This window comes from Grimontia kaedaensis (assembly GCF_023746615.1).
Taxonomy (GTDB): domain Bacteria; phylum Pseudomonadota; class Gammaproteobacteria; order Enterobacterales; family Vibrionaceae; genus Enterovibrio; species Enterovibrio kaedaensis.
In genome coordinates this window covers 387783-409200 of record NZ_CP082276.1, presented here as the reverse complement: position 1 = coordinate 409200, position 21418 = coordinate 387783, and the positions used below count along the sequence as shown (strand labels likewise).

Below are 21418 nucleotides of genomic sequence, written 5' to 3'. Positions count from 1 at the left end.
CGTGTATAACAACTGTGGTCTCATCAACAACAAACGGTTTGGCCCCATTGTATTGCAACAGCGATAGCTTCTGCATTATCAGCAAGTTGAAACCTCATACTGCTGAATGTCAAACACCTTCAATGATCATGGGTATATTAATTATCATAAAGATTCCGTGACTTCACTCGTCAATACAAAAACTCTCCGTTGATAAATATTCTTCAAAAAGTAAATTCACCAATATATTTATTTCTTAGGAGAGTATCAATGTCATATGATGTTACATTCCATAGTATTTCTAAATATCAATTGAATTACTACTTTTTCGATTTACTTAATGATGAAACATTAATCAATAGTCGTGTAAATGAACTCACCTCAGACCTTGAAGAAAGAGAAATCATCAAGGAAACTTTTAAATCCACAATTATCCCTTGGTATAAAAACGGTGAAATATCAGAAGGTCATAAGATCACATCAGAGAACTTTAATTCTTCTTTCTCCTATGTAATAGCTTGTATCTCTGGACATCTAAATCTATATTTTTATTCAAGAAATGCTTGTTTCTCTCTCATCCAAGAAGATGGATTAAAAAAACAAACCGAATCATTTTTTGAATGTTTTTCATCTTTAGAAGGCTCTCCACTAGCAAAATTTGACACGGAAAATTGTCAAATGTTCATAGACAATTACAGCGCCAGTGGTGTTATCAAAAATGTGAGCAAGGCTAAACAATGGCTCATCAGCCAAGAGCCTGCGATGAAGCAGGAGATGGGTGATGATGCTTATGAAGCACTTTTACTTGCTTTGACATACTGCGAAAAGAACGATCTCTATTTTTTCGAAGCCTCTGACGTTATTACACCGTTAACAAATGATTGGAATACCAACATACATAATTTAAGATCAAAGTTTCAAAATAATCTATACCAACCTAAAAGTGAAGATGACAATTGTGGTGATAGAATTTGCTTTAATTGCAATCAAAAAATCACCATGATTGACATTTTAAAAGCTGGTCTCCCCAATAAGATATCCTGCTCTGGGTGTAAAGAGAGAATATACTTTAATTTCAAGGCCTTCCCTGACTATATAGCTCTTTCCATATTAATGGCAGTGACTTTATGTCTGGGATTTTTAGCATCTAAATATATCATTAACCTTGATATTCTTACTCTTAGACCAATACATATATATGCAGTTGTGATATCAGCATTTATCCTTGTTTTTGATATATTCTTTAGCACCTGGCTCTTAAAACACAAAAGAGTCGTTGCAAAGCCATAACGTAACGGTCTTCGAAAAGTAATATCGGATATTGATCAGTTCCAACTTTGGATTTTGCCATGACTGCGCATCACCCTTCATATCAGTAGCCCCCTATCCTAACCTTCCCCTTGAAAAGGGGAAGGGTTCAAGAGCAGGATTGACTACGGAATCTAGCTCAACGGCCATCAAGCAATTAGAAGCTACCGACTAAGCGCTTCAAATAGCCAAAATATCCGAGAAAAACACTAAACTTTGAATGTTAAAATATTTCGAAAAATCCCCATAGAAACCTAACCTTTCAACCATCGAAAACATCCAAAAATTCACCATTTCTATACGTCCAGATAAATCCACAGCCTAGCGTATCATTCTTTCACCTTAGTCACTTTACAAATCCCGATCTCGCTATACAATCGCGCATCCTCTGACCACTTTTCATCCAGGTGTTTATCTATGAGTCCAACACGTTTTGGTAACGTGATGGCGGCTGTTGCCTTCCTGTTGTGGGGCGCAATGCCGCTCTATTACCAATTTTTACCCAGCGCAGCCATGGATGAGCTGTTGGCACTTCGTATTCTCGCGTCGTTGCCGTTTTTGCTTCTGGTACTTCAACTGCGCAAAACCAAGTCGCCAAACTGGGCAGCGCTGATTGCCGACAAGCGCTCGTTTCTCTTTGCGGGTATCGCCTCTGTGATGATGTGTGTCTCTTGGAGTGCCTTTACATGGGCGATGACCAACGATCGCGTGTTGGATGCGAGCCTTGGCTATTTCATTAACCCGCTTCTGGTGATTGCACTGGGTGTGGTGGCGTTTAATGAAAAGCTCTCTTTGGGGCAGAAAGCCGCTGTGGTTTTCGGCACCTTGGGCTTGAGCTATCAAATCAGGCAATACGGTGAACTGCCTGTTGCTGCTTTGCTGATGGCGGTGGGTTTTGCGTTGTATGGCTGGTGCAAGCGTCATGTGAAGTACGATGCGATTTCAAGCCTGTTGGTGGAAACCATTGTGCTTCTGCCGATTGCGGCAACCTATATGGCGTACAAGATGGGCTCAGGCACCAGCGTGGCTATATCCGGTGATATCTCTACTCTGCTGCTTTACCTTGGCGCGGCGCCAGTGACTTTGTTGCCGCTGTTCTTCTTCTCAGAAGCGGTGAAGTATGTACAAATGTCGATGATTGGCTTTATGCAGTACATTGAGCCTTCATTGCAGTTTGTTCTGGCTGTCGCAGTATTTGGGGAGACGTTTGATAGCGTGAAAACGGTGAGCTTTGGTCTGATTTGGCTGGGCTTGGCGGTCAGCATTATCGAAAGTCTGGTGAAGGTGAAACCCAAACCGGATTTGCCGCAACACTAGGGGCTGTTGGCCTTGGGCAGATTGGCTTTCTAGTAAAGCTTTGCCTTAGAAAAAGTTAAGGGGGCGTCATGCCCCCTTTTTGATCAAATCACATATCGTCCGGCACGCACTTATCCAGTTGCTCCGCGGTGAGTCCCGTCATCTTGGGTACTTTTTCCGTCAGGCAGACAGAGATGTCGTCAAAGCTCTTAATCTCGTCGTAGCACTGGAACAGTACTTCTTCGTACCCTTGTTTTAGTTCACCCTCAGATTTACCCGAGCATTTAGCAATAGAACCCAGAATTCCGCCTGCTTCGAGCATCATCACTGTGCTGTTCACGAATTCTTCTTTTTGTGCCTGAGTCAATTCCAGCGCGAGTGATGAAGGCGCAAAACTGGTCAAAAACAGAGAACAAGACACCAAGGCGCATTTTGCATTTCTTGCCATATCAGCCATACCAAACCCTTTAAGAACAAACTTATGTCGAGTTGATTTATACAACGCTTTACTGTCGTAGTTTAAGGCAAGCATTCCATTGCCTTTCTCCCTTTTTTAAGAAGGAAAGGCATATGGTTTCAAATGATAAAGCGGAGGAAATTCGAGAGCTGAACCCAGATCAGGTTCAGTCGCGGCTATATTTTTTTCTTATTCGAATCTGTTCTTTGTTCATGATTTTAAGTTCGACCCCATGATGGAGTTTGATGACCAATTCATCCTCCTCCCTTCTCAGTGGTTTCCCCTGAATCTCTATCTCTCCACCATCCTCAAATTGAATGATGCCCGCAATCACCTCTCCATCAACAATCTGAGTATCTTTTTTGACCTCAATGCGAATCCCCTGCTCTGAAATCTCACTCACAGCAAAGGTTTCTCCATCCCACAAGAAAGAAGGCATCTCAGGCTCGTTATATCTCAGCCTAAAGAAATTGCGGTGCTGCTCTTCTTGTTCTTCGTCTTTTTCCATCGCAGTGCTTACTCTTGGTTACCAGACTCCTATCTTTTATATTAGCAACTTGGTTCATAATCAGAGCACCTGAACTCACACAAAAGGAAAAGGCACCCAAAGGTGCCTTTCTTATTCGTAGGGAGAATCAGTCTTCCAGCTCCACCAGTTTGGTTGAACCGCCGTGGTGTTTCTCTCGACCTTTCTGGATCAGTGAGAAGAAGCCAGGAATCAGGAAGGTACCGGCCAGCAGCACACAGAGCAGGCCGCCCGTCAGCGAGATACCCAGTGAGTTCTGGCTGATATGGCCCGCACCGCTTGCAAAGATCAGCGGCAGAATACCTAGAATGAATGACCAGGAGGTCATGTTCACCGCGCGGAAACGCAGCTTACCGCCCTTCACAGCGGCCTGCTCAATCGGCAGTTCATTCTGTTCACGCTCGTTCTTACCGAATTCCACAATCAGGATCGCGTTCTTCGCTGCCAGTGCAATCAACAGAACCAGACCAATCTGTGCATACAGGTTGAGTGGTGTGCCTGTCATTGCCAACGCCAGGAAGGAGCCAAGCGTTGCCACTGGAACCACCAGAATGATCGCCAGCGGAATGCTCCAGCTTTCATACTGTGCCACCATGAACAGGTAGATAAAGATCAATGCCAGTGCAAACGCGTAGATAGCCAGATTACCTGCTTGTTTCTCTTGGTAAGCCATGCCTGTCCACTCGTACTGGTAGCCTTGTGGCAGCATTTCTGCAGCAACACGCTCCATCGCTGCAATCGCATCACCGGATGAGTAACCCGGTGCCGGCGAGCCCTGAATCACTGCTGAACGGTACATGTTGTAACGCCACGCCACATCAGGCTCAAACACCTGCTCAACATCAATCAGGGTGCTGAGTGGGATCATCTGGCCCGACGTTGAACGCACGTGGAAGCGGCCCATGGAATCCAGATCGTTTCGGTAATCACCGTCCGCCTGAATCGTCACACGGTAGTTCTTACCGAACAGACTGAAATCGTTCACATACATACCAGCTAGGTTGCCCTGTAGTGTGGTGAAGATTTCTGAAAGCGGAATGCCCAGCTGTTTTGCTTTTTCGCGGTCAATGTCGATGTAGAAGTGCGGTACGTTCGCACGGAAGGTGCTGAAGGTACGCGCAATTTCCGGCTGCTCATTCGCTTTTTCCATCAACTGCTGCATTACCATCGCCAGATCGCCACGGCTACGGCCTAGGGTGTCTTCCAGCACGAATTCGAAGCCTGAAGCAGGACCCATACCCGGCACTGCAGGCGGCCCCATCGCAAAGATGATCGCCTCTGGCAACTGCATTGCCGCTTTCACGTTAATGCGGTTAATGATGTCGAACGAAGAATGATCGCCATCCAAAGCCTGACGGGTTTCCCAGTCTTTCAGCTTCACGAACATCGACGCACCGTTAGATGCCGCCGCACCGGTCAGGAACGCGTAACCGTTCGCGACGGTCGCGCCATCTACGCCCGGCTCAGACGTCACGATTTCACCCAGCTTACGGGTCACTTCTTCGGTACGGGACAGAGAAGCGGCATCTGGCAGCTGAACGTTAATCAGCATTACGCCCTTGTCTTCCTGAGGAACGAAACCGGTTGAAGTGGTTTTTGCGAAGTAGCCAGCGGCACTGACCGCCACCACAAACAACACACCCAGCACCGCGGTTTTACGCACCAGGAAGCCTGCGGCTACACCGTATTTGTTCGTTACTTTCTCAAGGCCATTGTTGAATGCCTTGAACCAGCGCGCGTGGTTGTCGCCACCTTGACGCAATACCAACGAACATATTGCCGGAGACAATGTCAGTGCGTTGATGGACGATATCAGTACCGATATACAGATGGTCAGTGCGAACTGTCGGTACATGATGCCCGTGATTCCCGGCAGCATAGCAACCGGCAGGAACACCGCCAGAAGTACCAGTGTCGAGGTGATGATTGGACCCGTTACCTCTTTCATCGCCAGCAGAGTTGCCTGACGCGGAGTAAGGGATGGGTCTTTCGCCATGTTGGTATCAACGTTTTCGATAACCAGAATAGCGTCGTCCACCACGATACCGATAGCGAGGATCAGACCAAACAGGGTCACGGTGTTGATGGTAAAGCCCGCTGCCAACATGACCGCAAAGGTACCAATCAGGGAAACCGGAATCGCAACAACTGGAATCAGCGTTGAACGGAAACTACCAAGGAACAGGTAAGTAACCGCGATGACAAGAAGCACCGCTTCCACCAGCGTTTTCACTACGCCCTTGATGGACTCAGCGACAAACAGTGTGGTGTCATAACTGGTTTCGTAGGTCATACCTTCCGGGAAGTCATGCGAAAGCTGCGCCAGACGATCCATCACCAAACCACCACTTTCCAGCGCGTTGGCGTCAGATTGCAGGTTCAGGATAACGATAGAAGCCGGTTGGTCGCGGAACTGACCATTACCTGTGTAGAACTTCTTGCCCAACGAGACTTCTGCGATGTCTTTCAGGTACACCATAGAACCGTCTGGGTTCGCTCGGACAACCACTTCTTCAAACTCTTCCACCGAGCCTAAACGTCCTTTGGTCACCAGTTTGAAGGTCATTTCCTGTGCGTTGTTGAACGGTGGTGCACCGATGTCACCGGCAGCAACCTGTACGTTTTGCTCAGAAAGTACCGAACGCACATCAGAGGTGGTGATACCGAGGTTCGCCATCTTCTCTGGGTTCATCCAAATACGCATCGCGTATTCGCCGCCACCTAGGACGCTCACTTCACTGATGCCTTTCACACGCGCGATCTGGTCTTTGATGTTCAGATTGATGTAGTTCACCAGGAACTGGTCATCGTACTTTCCTTCCGGCGAGTAAAAGTTCAGAACCATCAGAAGGTCAGGAGAACGTTTTTTCACCGTCACACCGACCTGACGCACTTCCGGCGGCAGCTTAGATTCAATCTGCGCCACACGGTTTTGCACGTTCACTTGCGCCATGTCAGGGTCAGTGCCGATATCGAACGTCACGTTCAGGTTATAGGAGCCATCGTTCGCACTCTTGGAAGACATGTAGATCATGTTTTCCACACCGTTGACCGAGGTCTCTATCGGGTCGGCGATGGCCTGTTCAACCACCTCTGCACTCGCACCGGAATATACCGCTGTCACGCTCACCGAAGGCGGGCTGATGCGCGGATATTCCGCCACCGGCAGGTTAAGCAATGCGATGGCACCTGCGAGCGTCAGAATAATAGATATCACCAGCGCAAACTTAGGACGCTGGATAAAAAAGCGACTCAACATATTCGGTTACGCCCCTTGCCCTTCAAGGCGAACAGTCATGCCATTACGCACGCGTTGCAGACCTTTGGTCAGCACTTGCTCACCATTACTCAGACCTTCGCGGATAATCACACCCTGATCGGTTTGAGGGCCCAACTCGATGTTGCGACGCTCAACAATGTTGCCTTCTTTGAGCACCATTACAAAATCGCCTTCAAGGTCGGTTTGTACTGACAAACGTGGGATAACCAGTGTCGGCGTGGTGTTCTTGTCTTTCACAATCACTTCCACGTACTGACCTGGCAGCAGGCGGTGCTCAGGGTTAGGGAATTTGGCACGAAGCGCAATGGTACCGGTTTGGGTGTCGATACGGTTGCCAAGGTAATCAAGTTGGCCAGAGTGCTCATAGTCGAAGCCTTTACCGAGTTTCAGCCAGACTTCCACATCACCGCTGCGACCTTTGCCAAGACCTGACATTCGGTCAGCACCGGATTGCAGGCGATCTTTTTCACTCATCGAGAATGAAGCTTGCATTGGGTCAAGGCTGACGATAGTGGTCAGCACGCCCGTTGAAGGTGATACCAGATCACCGATACTTGCACGGCTTTCACTGATGCGGCCAGTAAACGGCGCACGAATCGTGGTATGGGAAAGGTCAGTTTCCGCCGCTTGAAGCTGTGCCTCTGCTGATTTCAGCGCCGCTTCTGCCTGCAGTTTTACAGCGGTCAGTCGGTCGAATTCAGATTGGCTAATACCGCCACGGGGCAAAAGGTCCTTTCCTCGATCGTGGTCGAGGTTGGCATTGGTTACGCCTGCTTTAGCCTGTGCTACTGAGGCTTTTGCACTCGCGACTTTTGCTTCGTAGAGGGAAGGGTCGATTTGATAAAGAAGTTGGCCGGTATTCACCATTTCGCCTTCGTTAAAATAACGGGACTTCAGGTAACCGGAAACCTGAGGAACAATGCCGACGTCTTCCAACGCTTCCGTACGACCGACAAAGCTTTTCTGAGGCTGGTAATCAATGAACTCCGCTGATTCAACAGCAACCAGTGGCGTGAACGCATTCTTCTGTTGCGCGTCCTGACCACCACAACCGGCCAGAAGCGTCGCGCCAATTAGCGCAGGAAGTAACAACTTCCGTTTAATCATTTTTTTCTCCTTCCCTCAACCAAAGGTCAACAGACCCTAAATAAGCCGAGCAAAAATAATGGGTATGATGCAAAAGCACCGGGCTGGCATAGCTCGATGGAACTTGATTGTTTTTCGTGGAAAGATTGGGGGCAGTGAGAAATAACTGCCCATAAATTCGCCACTTTTTGCCGTACAGCGGCCATGCCGTTTTGATTATGCCAGTGGTTGCTTACAGGAACCTGTACGAGCCCAGTAAACATCAACTCATGGCAAAGATTTAGAGATGGGAAACAACAGAAAAGAAACAAAAAAAGGCCAGCAACTTAACAATTGCTGGCCTTCCACTAAAGAGCGTTTTTATCGCAGTGCTGCCATTGCCTCTACCAGTTGGGCATCCAGAGACTCATCGCTGATTTTGCCCGCTTCTGCATCGAAATTATCGTAGAACGACGGCACAGAAAGCGTGGCTTTAACATCGCCATTGAAATGAGGAATTGAGGAGGTTGCAGACGCCAACACATTCTTCGCGCCGCCTGGGCCTGGAGAAGTTGAAAGCAGCACCATCTTCTTGCCTTGGAACACTTTCTGATTAATGCGTGAAGCCCAATCAAACAGGTTTTTGTAAGCCGCAGAATACGAGCCATTATGTTCTGCGAAAGACACGACTACCGCATCCACTTCACCGATTTTGGCAAAGAATTGTTGCGCTTTTTCAGGACTTCCAAGTTCTTGTTCAACATCCACGCTGAAAAGTGGCATTTCATAATCATTCAGATCCAACACTTCGGTTTCAGCATCTGCCAGCAAGCTCACTGCATAAGTCACGAGTTGTTTGTTGATCGACGTTTTGCTGTTTGACGCTGCGAAAGCAAGCACTTTCATAACCTTCTCCTTGTTCTAATAAACCCTGACTAATTTAGTCATTTCTGATGCTTCTACTCTCTAAGTCTCAGCAAATAAAGTCAATGCCTATGTGTAAAGTTAAAAATCATCATTAACTCATGATTTTCATAAGGTTATTTATTATGACGATAATTATTGAGACATGCGCTTCTAAACTAAGTCAAAGCTTAACTACACTTTTGATTATCAAATTAATTATTAGCTGCAGGTCTACTCGGCCCATTTGTTAATTTTTGAACACCAAGGTAGTTGAAATGAAGACAGTCAAAACGTTGTTAAAAGGTGTTTTAATTTTTGCTCTTTTCGCTCCAGTGGCCGTTTGGGCCAAGCCAGTCCCTAACTCTCACCTCAAGGTTTTTATTCCGAGCCTTCCTTATATCTATATTTCCCACTCTATTAATGCCGCCTTGCTTCGTCCAGCAAATAACGACAAAGGCTGGGAATACGATATGGCGGTAGCGCACCGCAAAATCGATGATAAAACCTACGAGTTCGATCTTCGCCAAGGTGTGAAATTTCAGGATGGTAGCCCGTTTAATGCGGATGCCGTCATTATGAACATGGAATATTTCAAAAAAGAACCATTCCTGTTTACGAAAATCGACAGCGTTTTTGACCGTGCAGAGAAAGTTGATGATTACACGGTCCGTTTCCACCTGACTGAGAAATATGGCCAGTTCTTGAATGACGCCATTTGGATCCAGTTCTACACCCAGCCTTACCTAGAAAAATACGGTTGGAACGGCAAACCAACCTGCCCCAATCTGGCTGAGCCCGGACCATACGGCTTGGGGCCTTACATTCTGAGAGAAGGTTATATCGAAGGGGATCGCCAAACACCCAAAGCGGTATTGGTTGCTAACCCAAATTACTGGAATCCCGAATACCCAAAAATTGAAACCGTGACCGTTTTTACCGAGCTCGACAGCAAAGTGGCCTTAGAGATGGCAGCTGATAAAGAAGGTCAGTTAGACATCATGCCCATCCCGGTATCAGAGAAAGACCGCATTATCAGTTCGCGGTATTCGAAGCTGGTGACCGCTCCATCAACAGATAACATTGCCATCCACATGAACCTTCGAAATGGTAACAAGCGCTTGATGGATGAAGAAGTCCGCGTCGCTCTGAACAAAGCTATCGACCAACGCAGGCTACTGAACAAATACTACCAAGGCGAAGGTCAAATCAAGCCAACACTGGCAGCCCCGCTCTACCCCGGCGTCGATAAAGTCGTCAGAAATCTGAAAGCTTATTCCGAAGTGCAGGATCCGAAAGCGATTCGTGATGACCTTAAAGCTAAGCTCAGTGGCTTGGAACTCAATGTCTATACCCAAGATCGCTTTATGTATATCTGGAAAGGAATAGACCGCGATCTTCGTAAAGTCGGTGTGAAGCTGAATTTCGATATTACATCCAGTGAAAAGGACGTGTTTGGTCAACTGCTCGCAACCAATGCCAGAAAAAACACCAAAGAATGGGATTTACTGGTGTGGGGTGATGACGATTGGTACTACAACCACCCTTGGTCTGCGTTTCTCGTCTACCGTACGCACAATTACTGGAGCACCATCTTTCCTGACAGCAAGCTGGACGGATACATCGAAGAAATGTTCAGGGAATCTGTCGGCACACCTGCTTTTGATCAGGTGACAGAGAAAATCATGAATCATGTTTATAACAGCGGATACATGCTGTTTGTACCTACACCTAACAAGGTGTTAGCGGTGAACAAGGAAGTGACATACACCCCTTACCGGATGGCCAACATGCCTCTTTGGGAAATTGAGGTTTCGCCGTCTCACTGGTCGGTTCGTTAACGCGTAATCCGCCAGTTGTATATTCGCAGTAATAGGGAAGCTTCTTCATAGAAACTTCCCGTTCGACAATAAAAGGGTGTCAGATGTTCGGAAAGCTAAAGATCAAACTCTTGCTTATCTTCCTCTTTATTGGCGTTTTGCCTATTCTGGTGGTGGGCTATCTAGCGCTGGTAAAATCCAGCGATGCGCTGCATAAACAGGCCTTTGCTCAGCTTGTCAGTATGCGGGAAGTCAAGAAAACCCAAATCGAGTCCTACCTTGACCGGGCGATGAAGGATATCCGTATCCTTGCTGGTAGTGAAGACACCAAACAAATCCAGAAGCAGCTCTCTTTCTACGCTGTCGATGAAGAAATTGAAGCGGACGAAGAGTTTCTGACCGACACCTACGAATACGAGGAAATCTGGCAAGCCAGCGGCAAAACCCTCAGCGACTTTGTCAATGTTTACGGCTACTCAGATGTGTACATCATTCAAGCGGATACGGGCCATGTGATCTTCTCCGCTCGAAGGGACAAAGATCTTGGCGCAAATTTGGCCTCTGGTGAATACCGGGATAGTCCGCTTGCGACCTTATATCGTCAGGTTATAAGCACCAACGCAATGGCCGTCCAGGACTATGAACGCTACGAAGTAAAAAACAATCAACCTGCGGCGTTTATTGGTAGCCCCATTACCGACTTAGGCGGTAATACGCTTGCAGTCGCTGTACTTCAGTTGTCGATTGATGAGATCAACCAAATTATGCTGCAACGTACCGGGATGGGCGAAACTGGCGAGACTTTCCTCGTTGGCCCTGACTTCCTGATGCGTTCAGATTCTTACCTTGCGGATCAAAGCCACTCTGTTGTCGCTTCCTTTGCTGACCCGGCAAATGGCAGCGTAAAAACGGACATCACTGAAAAGACGCTGGCGGGCGAAACCAATTACGAAGTCGCTCTCGATTACCGAGGTGTGCCAGTACTTACAGCATACTCCCCCATCAAGTTTGGAGATACCACCTGGGCACTGGTTGCAGAAATTGACCGCGCTGAGGCGTTTAGCGAAGTAGACGCGCTGAAGTGGCTCATTGGCTTTATTCTGCTGGCAGGCGTTGCTGTTATCACCACGATAGCCATGTTAGTGACGCGCTCGCTCACTCAGCCGATTCTAAAACTCACTCACAGCCTCGAAAATGTCGCTGTCACTGGAGATTTTTCTACCCGCGTCGATGTCACTAGCCGCGACGAAATTGGTCAGTCGGCTGTGGCCTTTAATACCTTGATGGACAGTACTCAAAATGCGGTTGAAGACATTAAGAAAGTGATGGAAGGATTGGCTGAAGGTGACTTCAGTAATCGCATTGAGTCAGACCTCAAGGGTGACCTTCTGGTTATCAAGCAGGCGACTAATACTTCACTGGAAAACGTTGAATATTCAGAGCGTGCCAAAGCGAAACTTGAATGCGAAGCTCAGGAAAAAGCCGAAGAGAATGCCCGCGTACGCCAAGCACTAGATAACGTTTCCACCAACACTATGATTGCTGACCGCGATTACAATATTATCTACATCAATAGCGCCGCAACGAAAATGCTCACCGATGCCCGCGAAGATTTCGCCACTGTCATACCACAGTTCAACCCAGAGAATGTGATGGGTCATAACATTGATTTCTTCCATAAAAACCCTTCGCATCAACGTCGTATTCTCGATCACCTTGAAGATGTTTATAAAGCAGAGCTCATGGTTGGCGACCGCACAATGGCCATTTCTGCCAACCCTATACTTGATGAAAACGGAGAACGAATTGGTACCGTTATCGAATGGAAAGACAGAACAGCAGAAGTTGCGATTGAGCGTGAAATTGACCAAATGGTTGATGCCGCCTCTCGCGGCGACTTCTCCATTCAGCTGTCGCTCGACGGCAAACATGGATTCCATAAAAATCTCGTGAAAGGGTTAAACGGCTTAACCACTAACACAGACGCGGCGTTAGCCGACATGCAACGTATTCTTGGCTCAATGGCGCGCGGTGACCTAACAGAGCGTATCGACAAGGATTACCACGGCCGTTTTGCGCAACTCAAGATTGACGCCAACTCAACGATTGAACGACTGACACAGGTCATCGGTAATATCCGACATGCCGCCTCAACGATCTCTAACTCGTCGAACGAGATTGCTTCTGGCAACCGGGACCTCAGCCAACGCACGGAAGATCAAGCAACCTCGTTGCAGGAAACTGCGGCCAGCATGGACACCATGACAGATACGGTCAAACAGAGTGCTGAAAATGCCATGTCTGCAAATAAGCTCAGTGATGAAGCAGTGGACAAAGCCCGGGAAGGTGGCCATGTTATCATGCGTACCATCACCGCGATGGATCAGATCAGCGGTGCGAGTAACAAGATTTCCGACATTATTGGCGTCATCGATGAAATCGCCTTCCAGACAAATCTTCTTGCTTTGAATGCTGCGGTGGAAGCCGCGCGTGCCGGAGAGCAAGGACGTGGTTTTGCTGTGGTGGCAGGTGAAGTGAGAAGCTTGGCTCAACGCTCCGCAGGCGCAGCAAAAGAGATTAAAGACTTGATCCGTGATACCAACAAGAAGGTTGAAGATGGCGCAATCTTGGTGAGCGAGTCCGGTGATACCCTGCAAGAGATTCTCAGCATGGTAGAAGAAGTGGGAAGTAAGATGTCTGAAATCAGCGATGCCGCCCAAAACCAGAGTTCAGGGATCGAGCAGGTTAACGTCGCCATTTCACGCATGGACACCATGACTCAGCAAAATGCGGCTTTGGTTGAACAGGCTGCAACGGCTGGTGAGAGCATGCTCTCACAAGCTCAGGACATGAGCACCATGATGGAATTCTTCACTATTGAAGAAAACAAGGAGCCCGTAAAAACACCCAAGTTCAACAAGACGCGCAAGAAAGCCGTCTTACCTAAAAAAACAAAAGCGAAGCCCAAACCAAAAACCGACGATGACGACGGAATAGAATGGGACGAGTTTTAAGCAACATTTAGGGGAGCAAATGCTCCCCTTCTTTTTTGTTCGCCCGTCTATTGGCCTCAAGCGATGGCAGGACGCAATGTCGGCTGCTGACTTTTTTGCTTCAGAATGTCATGCCACATCACTGGAATCACCACTGAAGCCAGTACCACATTTGAGATAGGCATTGCCAACCAAACACCTTCCACGCCGTAAAACTTCGGTAAAGTATAGAGGAATGGGAACTGCACCAGCATGTTGGCGACAGAGATGCTCAAAGACTTTCCACCTTTGCCGACAGACAAAAAGTACATGGACGCCAGAATGATCAAACCATCCAGATACATTGCCGATAGATGCAGCCTGATCCCCAAAGCTGCTTCCTTCAGCAAAGCCTCGTTACCGCTGTTAAACATGCCAATGACAAAGTCTGGGAACAGGTTCAGTACAGCCAGCCAAATAAAACCTGCAGCCAGTGACGCCATAGTGGCTAGTTTCGCGACCTTCACTATCTTCGAGTAAGACTGCGCGCCGTGATAGAAGCTCACCTGCGGCTGCATACCTTCTGCGATACCTTCAGCAACCACATAGTAAAGCGTCATCAAATACCCCACGACTGCAAACGCTGCCACACTCACCGGAGTGCCGTATTCAGCAAACAGACGGTTATGGAAACCCACCACCACGCCGTAATACATGAACATCACTAACGACGAGCAGCCAAGCACCAGACTTTGCCCCGCATCAGAGAGGCTCAGCATGAGTGGATGACGAAAGATCGCCAGAAATGAGCGTGATGAGCAGAGATAAATCAGTCCCATCGCCACACTCACTAATTGTGCTAACACAGTCGCGACAGCCGCACCTTTCAGCCCCCAGCCCAGCAGACCAATGAAGACGTAGTCCAACACGATATTGGTCAACGCCCCCACCACCATCATGGATGTGGCAACGAAAGGGCTATCATCATTTCGGATCAAGAACGGCAAGGCCCCTGCAGCGACGGTTGCCACTGCGCCATACTTGAACACGTCCAAATAGTTGTTGGCATAGCCGTAAGCCAGACCCGTTGCGCCTTGCAAATTGACCAAGGTATTGCCGAACAAGATCAAATACAGAGATGCCAGAGCACCCAGCACAATGGTTAACGCTAAGCCGGTTGCCATCGCACTGCGGGCTTTACCCAGGTTTTCCTCTCCCCGGTAAATGGAAACCAGACTGCCTGCACCCATGCCAATCATTAAGCCAAGGCCACCTACCACAGCAATCACAGGCCAAGCAATGTTAATGGCTTCAAGGCCTTCCGCACCGATGTAGTGACCAACAAAAATGCCATCCACCAATTGGTAGAGACCGTTGACGATCATCGCTGCTATGGCAGGAATGGTGAATCGCCAGAAAGTTTTGGTGATCGAGTCACCTTGTTTGAGTTCTGTGACGTGCATAAAAAGCGAATCTAAAAAGTTAAGAATTAGTCGGCGGGTATTTTCCCGTTGTATAGCTATAGATTAAAGTTACAATTAATCCGAAAAACGGATAGGTCAAAACGAGAACTGCTCATGCAATGGACATTGGAACAACTAAAAGCGTTTGTAGAAGCGGCAGAAAACGGCTCATTTTCAGCGGCAGCGAGAAAGCTCGGGAAGGCGCAATCCCGCGTCAGCACAGCAATCGCTAATCTCGAAATTGATCTTGGATTTGAGCTTTTTGATCGCAGCGCCAAACTACCCGTGCTGACAGAAGCGGGAAAAGAAATGCTGATCGATGCCAAAGCAATTTTGCAACAATGCCACCGAATGAATTCGCGCGCTATGGCGGTAACCGGTGGTGAGCCAGTTGCGTTCAATGTCGCTATGGATGAAGCTGTGCCCATCCAGACGTTTGAAATCCTATTTGAACGGCTTGCTGAAGCATTTCCCGAGCTCAAACTCACCATTCTTAATGGTTCCCAAGACGACATTGCCACTTGGGTCAATGAAGGTCGGGCTGATATTGGTTTTATATTCCGCGTAAAGCCGCTCTCGGAATCTTTAGATTGGTACGACATTGAAACCGTGAAGCAGTGTCTGATCACAGGTCATGACCACCCACTTGCGCTTATTGAGCATCCCCATGAGGATGACTTGGTAAAATATCGCCAACTCGCGATTCGGGATCGACTCGGCTATTCGCAAGAAGAACCACTTTCTCCCCGCTATTGGCACGTTGACAGCTATTACTACATTTCAAACCTGATCACGCGAAATCTCGGCTGGGCCTTTGTTCCTGAACACATCGTCACCCATGAGTGGATGGAGGGCTCTGTGAAAGAACTTTCAACCGCAGAATTATCAAGCCCGCCTTTGCTCACTCTTAGTGCCATAAAACGTAAAGCCAGAGGATGGGACAAAGTGATGATATGGATTGATACCACTCTGGGCGATTTATTCCAGAACCACTAAACGCAAAAAAGCCCGCGATTTGTGCGGGCTTCTTAATTAACATGCTATCTCAGTTGTTATTCATCGTCATACGGTTCAATCGCTGAACCCTCGAGCAGGTAACCTGCTTGGGCAATATCGTGGCTAACTGTCTGTGTTTTCAGTTGGCCAACCACGTACACCACATCCCAAAGTTCCTGTACCGGTGCACCTTCTTCAAACTTCACATAGACGATTTGATTTGGTGGCGGTGGCGGCACGTGGATACAAGCACCAAAGAAAGGAACCAACAAAAACTCGGTCACTTTATTGGCGTCACCTTCAAGTGGAATAACAAAACCCGGAATTTTCACTTGGCTATTGTTGAGCTCAGGACGCACATTGCCGACCAAGTTTTGCAATGGCGCTTCATTGGAGTGGTCAATCATCGGCATACCGCGATTGTTGAACTGATTACGCTCGGACTCAGGGATCAAATCTAACCAATCCAGTTTCAGCGCCTCATCAGCCTGCGCAATCATTGGCAGGCAAGCGGTTAAAACTAATAACCATTTTCTCATTATCTATATCCGTATCGTCATGCCGTCTGACAAAGATTGGCGATACGCTCGAAGCGCAGGCAACACACCAACCAGAAAACCTGCCACCAGAACAATGCCAAGCAGCATCCATTCATGTTGACTCAAAAATGCCGCGGAAAGTTGCAATCCATATTGGCTCAACACAAAAGGAGCAGCCAGATTAATCATAATTAGCAGCACTGTCACCCCAGCAATGATTCCCAGCAGAGTGAGAAACAGAGCTTCGCTGATAAGCAGGAAGAAGATATGCGCGGGTCTTGCGCCCATTCCCCGCAGTATTGCCATTTCACGACGACGCTCATTCAAGCTGGTCAAAAGGCTTGAGAGCATCCCCATCAAGCCTGCAACCACCACAAATCCGGATACTACCATCAAAGCTTGTTCAGCTACCGACATCATACCCCACAGTTCGTGCAGTGCGATGCCCGGCATAATTGCCGTCAGCGGTTCTTGTTTATATTCATTAATGGTTCGTTGCAAAGCAAATGTCTGAATGCGGCTTTTCAGACCGAGCAACACCGCAGTAATTTGCCCTGGCTGCAGCGAGTCTGGATCGATATCTTCAGGTTTTACCCCCGGCCCCATTCGAGCGCCGCTTTCCCAACCAATGTGTATGGCTTCGATAGCGGGTAGCGACACATGCACGCTGCGATCCACCGGTGTACCAGTTGGCGCTAGGATACCGGTGACCTTGAATGGAAGGTTATCGTGTCGGGCAAAACTTTTATCTGCCAGGCCGTGAGCAATGACGATTTCATCACCCAGTTGATAGCCAAGCTTCTTGGCCACTTCTGAACCAATGACCGTATCGAACAATCCATCAAACGGCTTACCTTCTTTAAAGGACAAAGGCTGTTTTTGGCCGTAACGATAGTACTTGAAGTAGTCGTCTGTTGTGCCAACAACGCGGAATCCTCGATGCGAGTCACCCAAAGAAATCGGGATAGACCAGGCTACAGAGGGATGATTTTTAACATCTTCAACGCTTTTCCAATCGATGTTATTCGTCGCGTTGCCGATGCGGAATACAGAATAAAGCAGCAGATTCACTTGCCCAGAACGCGCACCAACAATTAGGTCGGTACCTGAAATGGTGTTGGCAAAACTCTCTTTTGCTTGTGTTCTCACGCGCTCAACACCAATCAATAAGGCCACTGAAACTGCCACGGTAAAAATGGTCAGAAGCGCCGTCGCTTTGCGGTTACGAAGGCTTTGCAGCGCCAAACGAAGGATAGCCATTTAGAGCACCTCCATTGGTGTTGCCGCGCGGTTTAGTTCCGGCAGGGAGATTGAACGATCAAAATGCGACTCGAGTGAACTGTCGTGAGAAACAAACAACAGGCTAGAGCCTGCGTTCTCGCACTCATTCATTAAAAGAGAGATAAAGGCATTACGCGTATCCGCATCCAGAGCAGAAGTCGGTTCATCAGCTAAAAGCAATGCAGGCTTACCAATCAATGCCCGCGCCGCAGCCACACGTTGTTGTTGACCAATACTGAGCTCGGTTACCGGTTTATCGAGGCAATTTTCTGGCAACGCCAGCGCGCGGAGTAATCGCTCCGCTTCTTGCTGCAAGTTGTCTCCAGCCCTTTCTTTACGCGCTTTGGAAAAACGACAAGGCAGAGTCACGTTATCAATCACAGAGAGGTAGGGAAGCAAATTGAATTGCTGGAAAATATAGCCAAGATGATCTGCACGAAAAGCATCGCGTTTAGCGCCTTTCAGAGCCGTTAAATCCCTCCCCTGAATATGCAACGAACCTTGATCAGCAGTATTAATACCTGCAATCAGACCCAGTAAGGTGGACTTACCACACCCACTGGCGCCTTTAAGAAAAACGCGCTCTTTAGCTTCGAGAGAAAAATCTGGAATATCAATCTGCCATTGTTCTTGGCCTGGCCACCTGAAACGGAGGTCTTTAATCAATAACATAGAATTACAACCAAAAGGCCCCCGAAGGGGCCTGAAAATTTAGAAACGGAAAGTGGTAGACGATGGCAGCAGTTCTGCGGCCGCTACACCTTTATCAGTCACAGCCTGAACACTGATTTTCTCAGTGTTACCAAATGCCGTGAACCAATACGTTTTAATAGATTGAATCTTCGCTGGCTCTTTACAGTGGAAGGTATATTGCGCTGAGAACTCGCCATGTTGCGCTTTCTTGTGGTCATGTCCGTGATCATGGTCTTCGTGATGATCGTGCCCTTTGTGCTCGTCATGGTGGTCATGATCATTGTGATGGTCATGGCCTTTGTGTTCATCATGGTGATCGTCATGCTTGTCATGGTCGTGGCCGGCGTGATCATCGTGGTCATGACCATGGTGATCATCATGCTTATCGTGGTCGTGGCCGTCGTGGTCTCCATGACCATGGTCATCGTGGTCATCTTCACCTAGCGTATGACTTACCTGCTGGGCTTCCAGTTCACAGCCAGCTTCTGCATTGATTGCAAACAAAGCGCCCGGTTTAGCCAGTGCAGCGACCGCTTTTTCAATCGCAGCTTTCTGCTCTGCATTTTCTGGCGCGTGCTCGAAGCCCACTACATCGCTACCAGGTGCAGTGATTTCTGCAAGAAGCTCGTCGCCATCTTGCGCGATATGCCACTCAACAACACCATGTTGGTGAGCGTCATGCTGACGGAATTCATGATTTTCTGCAGACGCTGCCGACGTCACACCCAAAGCAATAGCACTCAGTGCAAACAAATGTTTAGTACGCATAATTTCTCCAAGAATTAGTTTTTAAAATGTAGATGATTGAAAAGTTTAACTTTGGCGGGGAACGCGCATTTTGGGCAATATGTGCTGTCGACAGAGACGAAAGCCAAAGGGTAGGTTCTGTGAAAGTCAGTATGTTGTTTAAGGGGGAGTCAATAATATCGACTTCAATGACTGGCATACCGAGAATACAAAGCGTGCATTCATGCTCGACTTTGTGCTCGTGGTGATGTTCGCCCTTATGGTGCGCAACCGCAAAACCCTGCCAGCCGAGAAGTACAGCTAACAGTAAAGGGAGCAATTTGCGGAAGGGTAACAACATGATCCATCAAGAGCCTTGAGCAACAATGTTATAATATAACATTACGTTCTCACCAATTTGAACGGATTTATTGAAATAATCTGCTGAAATTTAACGAATGTAGGTTCTTGAAACGGAGCTGTTGAGAGTTGGCGGTTATGGAATTACCAGAACGACAAGATTTTGTTTATCAAGGAGGTAAACGAAAAAAGCCCCGTCTTCCGATGAGGCTTTAAATCGGGCCGCGCAGGTTTGGCTCCCCTGCTGGACTTGAACCGGGCCGCGCAGGCGGGGCCGCCTAGGTCAGCGACATATCGCGAAGCGACTGTTTCGACAGTTTCACGCATTCCCAAAGAGGCAAACGAAAAAAGCCCCGTCTTCCGACGAGGCTTTAAATTTGGCTCCCCCTGCTGGACTTGAACCAGCGACATACGGATTAACAGTCCGCCGTTCTACCGACTGAACTAAGGGGGAATAGTCTGTGTTCCTGAGAACGAGATGAATATTATGGAAACCGCCCAAACCTTGCAAGCACTAATTTGTGTTTCAGGTCGAATTTAGTCTCAAGTGACTAAATCATGAGCTATTCGCCTTTCAAATCAGCAGATTCCTCACCACATCCCAAAGGTCAACATACCCTAGCCGTTGAGAATTTGTTCCATCGCCCATGTTGTATTTCTGCCAGCGATTCCTGAGCTTGGATGTTCTTTATCTCCATTCAAATGCGCAACCAGGTCCTCAACATGGAAATACTGCACCGGATCAGGGTTCTCGATATTTACCGTCGCTTTTTCTTTTCCATCAAGCTCAAAGTCGTCTTCACCAAATACTGAGCAAACAATCCGCCCTTCACTGCCAATAATCTCCACACGATCTTCGCGGTTTGCTGCACCAAAATTCCAATATCCTGAACCCAGCACACCATTTTCAAAAGCCAGACTTGCGGCTACCGCATCTTCGGCTTCGTAATAGCCTTGTTGATTGGTTTTGATGCCTTTGGCAACCACAATGTCTCCAAACCATTGTTGGAACAAGTTCAAACCATGGCTGGCTAGATCCACAAAGTAACCTCCTCCAGCTAGAGCAGGGTTTACGCGCCAGTTGTCTTTGCCTGATATGTCATCTTGACTTGGTGCACGGTGATACGTCCAATGGATGTGTCTAACATCGCCAATCATGCCCTGATCAATCCAATTTCTTACTACGTCAAATCTCGGCAAAGAGCGGCGGTAATACGCTACGAAAATAGGCACTTGCGCTTTCTCAAATGCTGACAACATCTGGTCGCATTCATCCGTGGTCAGTGCCATGGGCTTTTCAACAACACACGGCTTACCCGCCTTCGCCGCCATTAATGCATATTCAAGGTGGCTATCGGGCGGCGTGGCAACATAAACGGCATCAACATCAGCATCGTTGATCAGTGCATTAGCGTCTGCGGTATATCGCGAAATGTTGTGCCGCGCAGAATAATCTCTGGCCTGCTCTTCACGTCTAGCCATCACCACTTCCAATGATGACCCATCAACCTCCCAGAAAGCAGGACCGCTTTTTCGCTCAGTCACGTTGCCGCAACCAATCATTCCCCAGCGGACGGTTTTTTTGCCCATTGCTTTACCTCTATGTTTTGCACCCAAACAACCTCAATATCTATCCATTAAAGATACACGGTTCAGTCAGTTACCCGAACCAATAAGAATGAGACAGAAGGCGGGCAAGCTTTTCGTTAGCACAGGAATAAAATTTGCGTTACCAATTTCACAAATAAGACAAA

The 21418-nt window shown here is 47.8% G+C and carries 16 protein-coding genes and 1 tRNA gene; 5 read left to right on the top strand and 12 right to left on the bottom strand.

Features of this window, described 5'->3' with window-relative positions:
- Window positions 1–249: 249 nt before the first annotated feature.
- Together K6Q96_RS18710 and rarD are read left to right on the top strand one after the other, a co-directional pair.
- Window positions 250–1269 carry a hypothetical protein gene (locus K6Q96_RS18710; protein WP_251881791.1) on the top strand — a complete coding sequence of 340 codons (1020 nt, stop codon included), beginning with the start codon at window positions 250–252 and terminating at the stop codon, window positions 1267–1269.
- A 435-nt stretch (window positions 1270–1704) separates the two neighbouring features.
- Complete coding sequence (gene rarD, locus K6Q96_RS18705) at window positions 1705–2604, top strand: EamA family transporter RarD (RefSeq protein WP_251881789.1); 900 nt, start codon at window positions 1705–1707, stop codon at window positions 2602–2604.
- Between the two features lie 88 nt (window positions 2605–2692).
- Here rarD and K6Q96_RS18700 read toward each other — a convergent pair whose 3' ends face one another.
- The 5 genes from K6Q96_RS18700 to K6Q96_RS18680 all read right to left on the bottom strand — a co-directional run bounded on the left by K6Q96_RS18700 (window position 2693) and on the right by K6Q96_RS18680 (window position 8817).
- Window positions 2693–3115, bottom strand: a complete 423-nt coding sequence (locus K6Q96_RS18700) for a hypothetical protein (protein ID WP_251881787.1) — start codon at window positions 3113–3115, stop codon at window positions 2693–2695.
- 91 nt (window positions 3116–3206) lie between these two features.
- Window positions 3207–3548, bottom strand: coding sequence for a hypothetical protein (locus K6Q96_RS18695; RefSeq protein WP_251881785.1), 342 nt, complete (start codon window positions 3546–3548; stop codon window positions 3207–3209).
- 127 nt (window positions 3549–3675) lie between these two features.
- Window positions 3676–6825, bottom strand: coding sequence for an efflux RND transporter permease subunit (locus tag K6Q96_RS18690; RefSeq protein ID WP_251881783.1), 3150 nt, complete (start codon window positions 6823–6825; stop codon window positions 3676–3678).
- A gap of 6 nt (window positions 6826–6831) precedes the next feature.
- Entirely contained in the window at window positions 6832–7953 is a 1122-nt protein-coding gene (locus K6Q96_RS18685) for an efflux RND transporter periplasmic adaptor subunit (RefSeq protein WP_289623576.1), read from the bottom strand.
- A gap of 339 nt (window positions 7954–8292) precedes the next feature.
- Complete coding sequence (locus tag K6Q96_RS18680; protein WP_251881780.1) at window positions 8293–8817, bottom strand: NADPH-dependent FMN reductase; 525 nt, start codon at window positions 8815–8817, stop codon at window positions 8293–8295.
- Between the two features lie 275 nt (window positions 8818–9092).
- Here K6Q96_RS18680 and K6Q96_RS18675 point away from each other — a divergent pair, with 275 nt between their 5' ends.
- Both K6Q96_RS18675 and K6Q96_RS18670 read left to right on the top strand, forming a co-directional pair.
- Complete coding sequence (locus K6Q96_RS18675) at window positions 9093–10655, top strand: ABC transporter substrate-binding protein (protein ID WP_251881778.1); 1563 nt, start codon at window positions 9093–9095, stop codon at window positions 10653–10655.
- Window positions 10656–10738: 83 nt separating this feature from the next.
- The gene (locus K6Q96_RS18670; protein ID WP_251881774.1) at window positions 10739–13648 is read left to right on the top strand and encodes a methyl-accepting chemotaxis protein; all 2910 of its coding nucleotides are present in this window, start codon (window positions 10739–10741) and stop codon (window positions 13646–13648) included.
- Window positions 13649–13704: 56 nt separating this feature from the next.
- Here the strand turns inward: K6Q96_RS18670 and K6Q96_RS18665 are convergent, their stop codons facing one another.
- Entirely contained in the window at window positions 13705–15069 is a 1365-nt protein-coding gene (locus tag K6Q96_RS18665; RefSeq protein WP_251881772.1) for an MATE family efflux transporter, read from the bottom strand.
- 114 nt (window positions 15070–15183) lie between these two features.
- Here K6Q96_RS18665 and K6Q96_RS18660 point away from each other — a divergent pair, with 114 nt between their 5' ends.
- The gene (locus tag K6Q96_RS18660; protein ID WP_251881770.1) at window positions 15184–16065 is read left to right on the top strand and encodes a LysR family transcriptional regulator; all 882 of its coding nucleotides are present in this window, start codon (window positions 15184–15186) and stop codon (window positions 16063–16065) included.
- Window positions 16066–16121: 56 nt separating this feature from the next.
- Here K6Q96_RS18660 and K6Q96_RS18655 read toward each other — a convergent pair whose 3' ends face one another.
- The 6 genes from K6Q96_RS18655 to K6Q96_RS18630 form a co-directional block, all read right to left on the bottom strand.
- Window positions 16122–16604, bottom strand: a complete 483-nt coding sequence (locus K6Q96_RS18655; RefSeq protein ID WP_251881768.1) for a DUF3299 domain-containing protein — start codon at window positions 16602–16604, stop codon at window positions 16122–16124.
- 3 nt (window positions 16605–16607) lie between these two features.
- On the bottom strand, window positions 16608–17864 hold the full coding sequence (locus K6Q96_RS18650) for an ABC transporter permease (protein ID WP_251881766.1): 1257 nt from the start codon (window positions 17862–17864) through the stop codon (window positions 16608–16610).
- Window positions 17865–18557, bottom strand: coding sequence for an ABC transporter ATP-binding protein (locus K6Q96_RS18645; RefSeq protein ID WP_251881764.1), 693 nt, complete (start codon window positions 18555–18557; stop codon window positions 17865–17867).
- 39 nt (window positions 18558–18596) lie between these two features.
- Window positions 18597–19346, bottom strand: a complete 750-nt coding sequence (gene zrgA, locus K6Q96_RS18640) for a zinc uptake protein ZrgA (protein ID WP_251881762.1) — start codon at window positions 19344–19346, stop codon at window positions 18597–18599.
- 696 nt (window positions 19347–20042) lie between these two features.
- Window positions 20043–20118: transfer RNA gene (locus K6Q96_RS18635), tRNA-Asn, on the bottom strand.
- Between the two features lie 164 nt (window positions 20119–20282).
- The gene (locus K6Q96_RS18630; RefSeq protein ID WP_251881760.1) at window positions 20283–21254 is read right to left on the bottom strand and encodes a Gfo/Idh/MocA family protein; all 972 of its coding nucleotides are present in this window, start codon (window positions 21252–21254) and stop codon (window positions 20283–20285) included.
- Window positions 21255–21418 lie beyond the last annotated feature (164 nt).